Source organism: Peribacillus sp. CSMR9, from assembly GCF_033141925.1.
Lineage (GTDB): Bacteria > Bacillota > Bacilli > Bacillales > DSM-1321 > Peribacillus > Peribacillus simplex_A.
In genome coordinates this window covers 1-8,914 of sequence record NZ_JAOPHO010000104.1, presented here as the reverse complement: position 1 = coordinate 8,914, position 8,914 = coordinate 1, and the positions used below count along the sequence as shown (strand labels likewise).

Below are 8,914 nucleotides of genomic sequence, written 5' to 3'. Positions count from 1 at the left end.
TAGAAATATTCAAAATACACTGCCATTCCTTTTTGAGGTGATACTGAAAAATTCAGTTTAGGAAAAAAAGTTTCTCCCCCATGCTCCACATCATTTAAGTACATGATGATTGTGCTGATTCTATTATTTTTTTTTGCTATACTTGAAGATGTAAAAAAATCAAAATGAGCTTTATACTCTTGACCAGGAATATATTTAAGAATTTGAATACCATCTCCATGTTCAATGGGTATATTCATGATTGTTGAAATCCGTTTTGCAATTTTGGTAATGATGTCATTTTCATTTTCTTCAAAAAACATACTACTGCTCGTTCTTATCTCATTTACTTCGTGCTTAACTCCAATTTTGGAACGATTCATTCTGTCTTTTGACAATTCAATAAGCCCGTCAAATTCTTCGTGACTCAAAACATTCCCTAATATTACAATTAGTGCTTCAACTAATCTAGCAATTACATTAATTTCTCGGTCTTCCGTTTTGATTTTATTTCCAATATGATTAAAAATAGTTTGTTCTTTACTTATGAAGGAATTTCAGGTTTAGCTTCAGAATCAATTAATTAAACAACTAGATGAGGCTTTAAATAAAATCTTACACGAAATAACGAAGATTTCACAACCACTAGAAAATATTCAAGCCCAACTCCAACTCCAAGAACAACAACAGAAGGAACTTCAGATTCAACTTCAGAATCAGTTAATTAAACAACAAGATCAAACTTCAAATAAAATCTTATATGAAATAACGAAGATTGCACAACCACAACCCCTCCAATTAAAATCGGCTTTTAGCATAATCGATACACTTGATTTAGATTTAGATAAAAAGGCGCAGATTGCAATGTTAATAGCAAATAGCAGTAGTAGTAATAAAAATGAAGATGAAACTGAATAAAGAAGAAGAGGCTGAGATGAACTGTGCCCCATTTTACGGACAGTATAAAAAAGCGCCTAAGCGGCTAATATGTGGTCCCGGTATTGTACCGGGGCCATTTTCTTTAGCCCCCATTGATAACGATGATTATTATAATCTTCAATAACTCGATCAACTTCTTCCTTCTCATCCGTTAAATTACTACATATTTTATATTCTGCCAAATCCTTAAAGTGGCCAAAGAAACTTTCCATTGGCGCATTATCCCAACAGTTTCCCTTGAGGGACATGGATTGGGTTAGCCCAAGTTCCTTCACTTTGTTTTGAAATAGCGGATGGGTGTAATGGAAGCCTTGGTCATAATGCAGGATTGCATTCGGATGGAACTCGTGATTCACAGCCTGCCTTAGCTTGTTTAAAGTTTCATAAACGATATTCATATCTAATGGCGTGGATAAATGATATGTAACTATTTCTTTTGTAGCCACATCTTTTACGCATGACAAATACGCTTTTTGACCCTTTCCATAATAAAGGTAGGTAATGTCAGTAAGCAGAATTTTCCCTGGCTCCTTCAGTTTGAATTCACGATTAAGAAGGTTTGGACAAGTAAGGTGCTCTTTGGTTGCCTTAGCCATCTTTCGATACTACAAAGCCGCAAAAAAGCTCACACAGTGGTTTATTATATCGACCACTACTCCAAAACCATGGTAACTCCATTGCATAAAAAGTGTAATGGAGTTTTTAATTTGGCACTATCCGACAGGTTGCGATGCTCGGCCACAGCCAGTTTGGGATTCTTGCATGTATAGTCTACTGGTCCCCGTTAAATAAAAAAGGACTAATTGGGCTTCTAACTAGACCGGAAGTTGTCCTATTGCATATAAAGGATAATGAAGGACAAAGGGAGGCAGCTTATGAAAATCCGAAAGGCCATTATTCCGGCCGCAGGCCTTGGGACCCGATTTTTGCCTGCAACAAAAGCTCAGGCTAAGGAAATGCTGCCGATTGTTGATAAACCAACGATTCAATATATTGTTGAAGAAGCAGTAGCTTCGGGTATAGAGGAAATTATTATCATAATCGGTAGAGGAAAAAGATCAATAGAGGATCATTTTGATAAATCCTATGAGTTGGAAGATGCACTTTTAAGAAAAAATCAGCTAGATATTTTAGAGGAAGTTCAGAAAATATCTAGTTTGGCAAATATCTATTATGTCCGCCAAAAGGAACCGATGGGGCTAGGACATGCAATTCTCTGTGCTAAAAACTTCATTGGAAATGAACCTTTTGCTGTTTTGTTAGGGGATGACATCGTTATGTCTAAAACACCCTGTTTGCAACAAATCATCAGTGTTTTTGAGTATTGCAACAGTTCCGTCGTAGCTGTTCAGAATGTACCGGAAAAGGATGTCATTAAATATGGAATTATTAAGCCAAAAGGTACAATGATTGAGCCTAACCTTTTTCATATCGATTCTTTGGTGGAAAAACCGAAAAGGGAAGAGGCTCCTTCCAGATATGCGATAATGGGGCGTTATGTTTTTAGACCTGAGATTTTTGAAACACTAGCAAAGATTCCGGTTGGACATGTTAATGAATTACAACTTACTGATGCCATAAATGAGCTAAATAAGCAGCAGGCCGTATTAGCATATAACTTTGAGGGAAACCGATATGATATTGGTGATAAAGTTGGATTCATTAAAGCAACAATCGACTTTGCTTTACGCAGGGATGATATAAGAGATGAAGTACTTTCCTACTTAAGGGATGTAATTAAGAAAGAAAACCTTCAGATTAAAAAGAGAGAGCTTGAATAATATGAAAATAGCCGTTTTGGGTACAGGTTATGTCGGGCTGTCCACTGGTGTTTGTTTGTCCGAAATAGGGCATAGTGTCATTTGTATCGATATAGATGAACAGAAAATTAAAAGTTTACGTCAAGGGGTTTCTCCAATATATGAACCGGGTCTGGAGAATTTGCTTGCTCAAAATGCCGCAGCGGGCAGACTGCTGTTTACAACATCTCATCGAGAGGCGCTAAATGGTGCCGAGATTATCATCATTGCCGTAGGTACACCGCAAATGGAGGATGGGGGAGCAGATTTATCGTATATTGTGCAAGCCGCGAAGGATATTGCTGCGAACCTAGTGCAGAGTTCAGTAGTTGTTATAAAGAGTACTGTGCCAGTTGGTACGAATGATTTTATTAAAAAAATTATGGAAGAACTTTGTAACGAAAAGGTCACCTTTAATATGGTTTCAAATCCTGAATTTTTAAGACAAGGATCAGCCGTTATGGATACGATGAAAGCAGATAGAATCATCATCGGTTCTGAAAATGATGAGGCGGCTAAGAAAGTCCAAGAAATGTATCGTCCGTTAAATGTACCATTTATACTAACAAGTATTAGAAGTGCGGAAATGATTAAGTATGCTTCAAATGCCTTTTTGGCGACTAAGATTAGCTTTATCAATGAAGTTGCCAATTTATGCGGAGCGGTAGGTGCAGATGTTAAAGATGTAGCAAGGGGAATGGGAAAAGATAAAAGGATTGGAGAAGCTTTTTTACAGCCCGGTATTGGTTATGGTGGATCTTGTTTTCCAAAGGATGTTAAAGCGTTGCTTCATACTGCCAAGTTAAATGGAGTACATTTTTCCCTGTTAAAAGAAACAGTAGCGATTAATGATTTTCAGCAGGAAATCCTTGTAACGAAAGCGATAAATCGCTTGGGGGATTTAAAAGGGAAAAAGGTTGCAATGCTTGGTCTTGCTTTCAAGCCAGAGACAGACGATATGAGGGAAGCGCCATCAATCAAAATTGCGCGTTCATTAACCAAACTTGGAGCAGAAGTGGTAGCTTATGATCCGGTGGCAATAGATAATGCGAAGAAGATATTAGGGGATACAATTAGATTTGCCAGCTCAGTCCGCGAAGCGACATTGGATGCGGATGCTGTATTTATTGTTACCGAATGGAATGAGTTTAGACAATTAGACCTGGAGACATTGATGAATACAATGAGACAACCGATTGTTTTTGATGGCAGAAATTGTCTTGAAGAAGATCGAATCAGAGCGTGCAAGAAAATTGAATATTACCCAATAGGAAGACCAGCAATTGTTATTGGTATGACATAAAGCGAAAACATTTTCTAACACTTCATTAACCAGAACATGATTCTTTAAAGGCATATATTAGGTTCAAACTGGAAATGCAGCACCTTTGATAGTTCTTGGGTGCTTTTTTATATTTCTTTAAATGGAAGAAATATCTTCATCGACCCATTGTTTGCAAATAATCTTGAGTCATGGCATTTATTTCAATCCACCCTTTGTATTAGGCAAACGCATACTCTATGCCATTTAGCTTTAATGTATGTTATTAGTCCATGCGTACCTAAAGAGTCCTGCATAATATACTTGAAAAGGTCCAGGAAATTTGCCTTACTATGCATGAAAGGAGATCATTTATTTGCACACAGTTATGCATTTGAATTTAAGAGTCGACCCGACCCAATATATATCACAGATTAGAGAAGTTCCTGATTATGATTATATCCATATGGTACGACAACCAAAGGATATGATAGATCTTTCCCTTTTGAATGAGAAAGTTCATTATCTCAATGAAATTTTCTCACCGAAAGAATATATGAAAAAAAATAATATCTCCCTCTTACATGCTCACCATGGTCAATTAGGGATGTTATTACTTCCTTTTAAAGAGGAGACAAACCTTCCGTTGGTAACAAGTATAAGAGGCAGGGATGCAACCCTAGCTAATCAGCCCATTGGCTATCTAGATAACATGAAAAAGCTATTTGATCAAGGTGAGCGTTTTTTTCCAGTTTGTCAGTATTTGGCAGATAGGTTGATTGCTTGGGGTTGTCCTTCAGAAAAAATCAGAGTGCTCTATGGGGGCGTAGACCTTAACGAATTCAATTACCGGACCCCACATAAAGGGGGCTCTCAAAACATTTTATCCATCGGTAGGTTGGTGGAAAAAAAAGGACATCACATCTTAATGCAAGCTTTTCAAAAAATCAGAGATAAATTTCCAAATGCAACCCTGTCGATTATCGGAAGGGGGGAGCTTGAAGAATATCTCATTTCATTGGCAAATCAACTTAATTTAGGTGACTCTTTTCGTTTATTGAATCATCTCCCTAAAGATCAAGTACGAGAACAAATGACCAATGCGGATATATTCTGCGCCGCGAGCTTAGAAGCTGCCAATGGAGATGTAGAAGGTATACCTAATACATTAAAAGAAGCTATGGCGATTGGGGTACCAGTGATTTCGACCAATCATGCCGGCATCCCTGAATTAATCACTCATAACAAAGAGGGGGTTTTAGTACAAGAAAACAATGTAGATGAACTGGCAGATGCTCTTGAATTCATGCTAACTAACAGAGAGATATGGGAAACATATACAGTATCGGCTCGTCAAAAAGTCGAACAAAACTTTAACCTCGTCCATCAGCTTCAACAACAAGCTGAATTTTATGATGAACTTGTAGCCCCTTATAAAGTAGGTAAACAATATTCAGTAACACCTCGCCAAATAGTTAAAAAAATCCTTAAGGAGACTCCACAGCCTCAACAGCAAGGCAAGTATGATGGCGAAACAATTGCGCCTAGAAAAAAAGTCGATTTAGCCAGAAAAGCCCTTATTTATATGCAACAGCTACAACAGCTACAGCAGCAGACTAAAGATAAAGTCAAAGATGAACTTGTAGCATCTAATAAAAATGACAACAAAGCTAAAATTCAACAGAAGGCTATAGATGAAAAAATAGCATCTCGTAAAAAAGAAAAAAAGGCAAAAGCCGAAAAAATCAAAAAAGCCCTTAGAGCAGTTAGGAGGAAATCATGGAGGATTTTAAAACCATTACTGTAACCAAAGGTGAAAAATCTTTGGAAATTCACAATCCCACTACCTATTCGCTGATAGGAATGGGGGCTCAAGGTGCAGTATTTAAACTTTCAGAAGATAAATGTGTAAAAATCTATTCAGACCCAGTACAAGCCGAAATGGAGGAAGAAGCTCTTAAAGCTGGAAAACATCTACCCTTTATGCCATTGGTGTATGAAACAGGACCAAACTATATAGTCATGGAATATTTTAATGCGCCAACCTTAAAAGAATATCTGAGAAAATGTACGTATATCCCTGATTCTATAGTAAAGAAACTTCTCTATATATTAAAGGAATTAAAACAAGCAAAATTCACCATGATAGATGCCCCCCTACGTCATATTTTTGTCGTTGGTAACGAGGAACTTAAGGTGATTGACCATACAAACTCCTTTAAAAGGATGCACCCTGTACCATTAAAATTATTAAGAGATTTAAAAATAATCCTTTTAAAGGAATCGTTCTTAGCCCAAGTGAAAAAGCTTGAACCGGACACCTACAATGAGTGGGAGGATTATTTCAATCAAAATAGTTTGGACTTTAGAAACATTCCCGTCTCTGGAGGGTCAGGTAATGGAGTAAAAGTGGATAGCGCTATAACACAAACACTCATTGGAAAAGGGCATCAAGGTGCTGTTTATCGAGTGTCTGAAGACACATGCGTTAAACTTTACGGGAAAACTGAACATGCAAAACAGGAAAAAATGGTTCTTTTATCAAGCCAAGACTTGCCTTTTATCCCGAAAGTCTTTGAAACAGGACCAAATTATATTTTAATGGAATATCTATTAGGACCAGATTTAAATACGTTTCTTAAAAAACAATCTGTACTTTCTGAGGACATAACAAGACGATTACTCTATATATTAAAAACAATGGAAAAATCAGGTTTCAAACAAATTGATGCCCCATTACGGCATATTATCATAACCAAGAATGGTTTTAAATTAGTCGACCATGTGTACTCTTTTTCACGTGAACAAAAAAGGCCTCTCGAGTTATTTAAAGACCTGTGTGAAAGAAATTTTTTAGATTCTTTTTTGGAACAAGTGAAGGCGATAGATCCTGGTACGTATGCTGAATGGACAAAAACGCCAATCCCATTAACTAAAAATGATAATACTCTTGTATAGTCATAGTTATGTAACTGGAACCTAACGAAAAAAGGTAAAAAGGTATTACGCCTATTTTGTTGAGGTTTTATATCACAAAAAAGGAGCATATCAAAACCTATGGTGATTTTGCTTTCAACGGTTTCCAAAATCGTTTTAGCTTAAACTTCAATCGTAAATGCTTAATCATAGCGGGTATAAGAGTGAAAAACTCATAAGACTTAAAGCGAAAGAGGATATCATGTCATTCGTGAATTACGAATAAAACGTAAGTCTCTTCACAATGAAGATGTTGAGTTTGCTTCCTCTTTATATCCGTCATAATGAACTTTGTTCTGTTGCTCTAAAGGGTCAAAAGTTTAAATATATAAATAATGCTTACTCAGTGTTCCGGAAAGGTGTCAAAATCCTATTGTAATAGAAAGGATTGGAATTAATGTTATGAACATTTTAGTAACAGGGGCTGCAGGATTCATTGGTTTCCATTTAACAAAACGTTTGTTAACCCTTGATATCAATGTTATAGGAGTAGACAATATTAATGATTATTATGATGTTATTTTAAAAAACAATCGACTCAAGATATTAAAAGAAAACCCTGATTTTGAATTCCACAAATTGGATTTGTCTAATAAAGAAAAATTAAATCAATTATTTAAAGACAGAACCATTGATATAGTCATCAACTTAGCCGCTCAGGCTGGAGTACGTTATAGCATAGAGAACCCGGATTCTTATGTTAATTCCAACCTGGTTGGATTTGTAAATATCTTAGAGGTCTGTCGACAAAATAATGTAAAGCACTTAATTTATGCATCTTCCAGTTCTGTATATGGAGCAAATACAAATATCCCCTTCTCAACCAAAGACCCAGTAGATCATCCAGTAAGTTTATATGCTGCCACTAAAAAGTCTAATGAATTAATGGCTCATACTTATAGTCATTTATATAATATTCCAACCACAGGACTCCGTTTCTTTACGGTGTATGGTCCATGGGGGAGACCTGATATGGCTTATTACTCTTTTACTAAAAATATCATTGAAGAGAAAACAATAAAGGTTTTTAATAATGGAGATATGAGAAGAGACTTTACTTATATTGATGATATTGTTGAAGGAATAATCCGATTACTTGATAAACCACCGGTTTATAATACTGGATGGGATCGAGCTCACCCCGATCCAAGTTCAAGCTATGCTCCATACAAAATTTATAATATCGGTAACAATAAGCCCATAAAATTAATGGATTTCATTATCACATTAGAGAAACTAATTGGAAAAAAGGCAAAAATAGAATTCTTACCGATGCAACCGGGAGATGTTAAGGAGACATATGCAGATATTGCCGATTTGTATGCTGATGTGGGGTTCTATCCTTCAACAACGATAGAAGAAGGTTTAACTCATTTTGTAAATTGGTACAAAAAGTACATTAAATAAGAAAAAAAGAAGCAGTGAATTTTTCCTAAGTGGGATTTTAGTGGATAAAAATCATGATGGAATCTCTGCTTCAGTCAGTAAGTTTACAAAAATGAGGTAATGGCGTCAGGCCTTGAGAAAAAATAATTCGGCATAGGTCAAGTTTCAATAACGTTGAAAACCTTCTTTATCTTTATAACGCTTATAAAAAATCTATACATCAATTCCTCCTGATAATAGTCAACTTTTCAAAAACACCTTCCCTTTTCTTAGCTAAGACAGCTTATTTATTTCATTATAGCTATTACTCTACAAATATTTGCGAAAGCATTGTTATGCTATCATTTTTCTTAATGGAATCGTTGCGTTTGTTTCGTTTATTGGGTGTAAATAACTTTCCACCGCAAACGTGCGAATACTACGTTCATCTGTATCAAAAGCAAGTGTATCAAAGAAATTAAACCAACCCAAATAGTGTTGCAAATATTTTGTTGCAACACCCTTGAATAGCATTATCGATTGTTTTAAGCGTTGGTGATAGTTATTTACGTTTTGGATATGATAAATGCCTTTT

At 36.0% G+C, this 8,914-nt stretch carries 6 protein-coding genes and 2 pseudogenes; 5 read left to right on the top strand and 3 right to left on the bottom strand.

The genetic code is table 11. From position 1 onward, the window contains the following. Both N9I19_RS23185 and N9I19_RS23180 read right to left on the bottom strand, forming a co-directional pair. On the bottom strand, positions 1-410 hold a 410-nt coding region (locus N9I19_RS23185; protein WP_317779115.1), incomplete at its 3' end, for a 2OG-Fe(II) oxygenase. Positions 411-953: 543 nt separating this feature from the next. Continuing rightward, positions 954-1,523, bottom strand: a pseudogene (locus tag N9I19_RS23180) (IS3 family transposase); the annotation flags it as partial. A gap of 270 nt (positions 1,524-1,793) precedes the next feature. Here N9I19_RS23180 and galU point away from each other — a divergent pair. The 5 genes from galU to N9I19_RS23155 all read left to right on the top strand — a co-directional run bounded on the left by galU (position 1,794) and on the right by N9I19_RS23155 (position 8,361). Next, positions 1,794-2,699, top strand: a complete 906-nt coding sequence (gene galU / locus N9I19_RS23175) for a UTP--glucose-1-phosphate uridylyltransferase GalU (RefSeq protein WP_284470648.1) — start codon at positions 1,794-1,796, stop codon at positions 2,697-2,699. 1 nt (position 2,700) lies between these two features. Then, positions 2,701-4,020: a UDP-glucose dehydrogenase family protein gene (locus tag N9I19_RS23170; RefSeq protein ID WP_317779114.1), complete on the top strand. Its 1,320-nt coding sequence runs from the start codon at positions 2,701-2,703 to the stop codon at positions 4,018-4,020. A 334-nt stretch (positions 4,021-4,354) separates the two neighbouring features. Next, positions 4,355-5,785, top strand: coding sequence for a glycosyltransferase (locus tag N9I19_RS23165; RefSeq protein WP_317779113.1), 1,431 nt, complete (start codon positions 4,355-4,357; stop codon positions 5,783-5,785). Continuing rightward, positions 5,758-6,936 (top strand): hypothetical protein, encoded by a 1,179-nt coding sequence (locus N9I19_RS23160; protein ID WP_317779112.1) that lies wholly within the window; start codon positions 5,758-5,760, stop codon positions 6,934-6,936. The genes N9I19_RS23165 and N9I19_RS23160 overlap by 28 nt, the downstream gene beginning before the upstream one ends. A 420-nt stretch (positions 6,937-7,356) precedes the next feature. Next, positions 7,357-8,361, top strand: a complete 1,005-nt coding sequence (locus N9I19_RS23155) for an NAD-dependent epimerase (protein ID WP_317779111.1) — start codon at positions 7,357-7,359, stop codon at positions 8,359-8,361. Between the two features lie 312 nt (positions 8,362-8,673). Here the strand turns inward: N9I19_RS23155 and N9I19_RS25380 are convergent. After that, a pseudogene (locus N9I19_RS25380) lies at positions 8,674-8,914 on the bottom strand (IS1595 family transposase); the annotation flags it as partial.

Bases quoted from the DNA above. Each gene is read 5' to 3' on its own strand.
- galU (WP_284470648.1), top strand. From the start codon at position 1,794: ATGAAAATCCGAAAGGCCATTATTCCGGCCGCAGGCCTTGGGACCCGA.
- N9I19_RS23170 (WP_317779114.1), top strand. From the start codon at position 2,701: ATGAAAATAGCCGTTTTGGGTACAGGTTATGTCGGGCTGTCCACTGGT.
- N9I19_RS23160 (WP_317779112.1), top strand. From the start codon at position 5,758: ATGGAGGATTTTAAAACCATTACTGTAACCAAAGGTGAAAAATCTTTG.
- N9I19_RS23155 (WP_317779111.1), top strand. From the start codon at position 7,357: ATGAACATTTTAGTAACAGGGGCTGCAGGATTCATTGGTTTCCATTTA.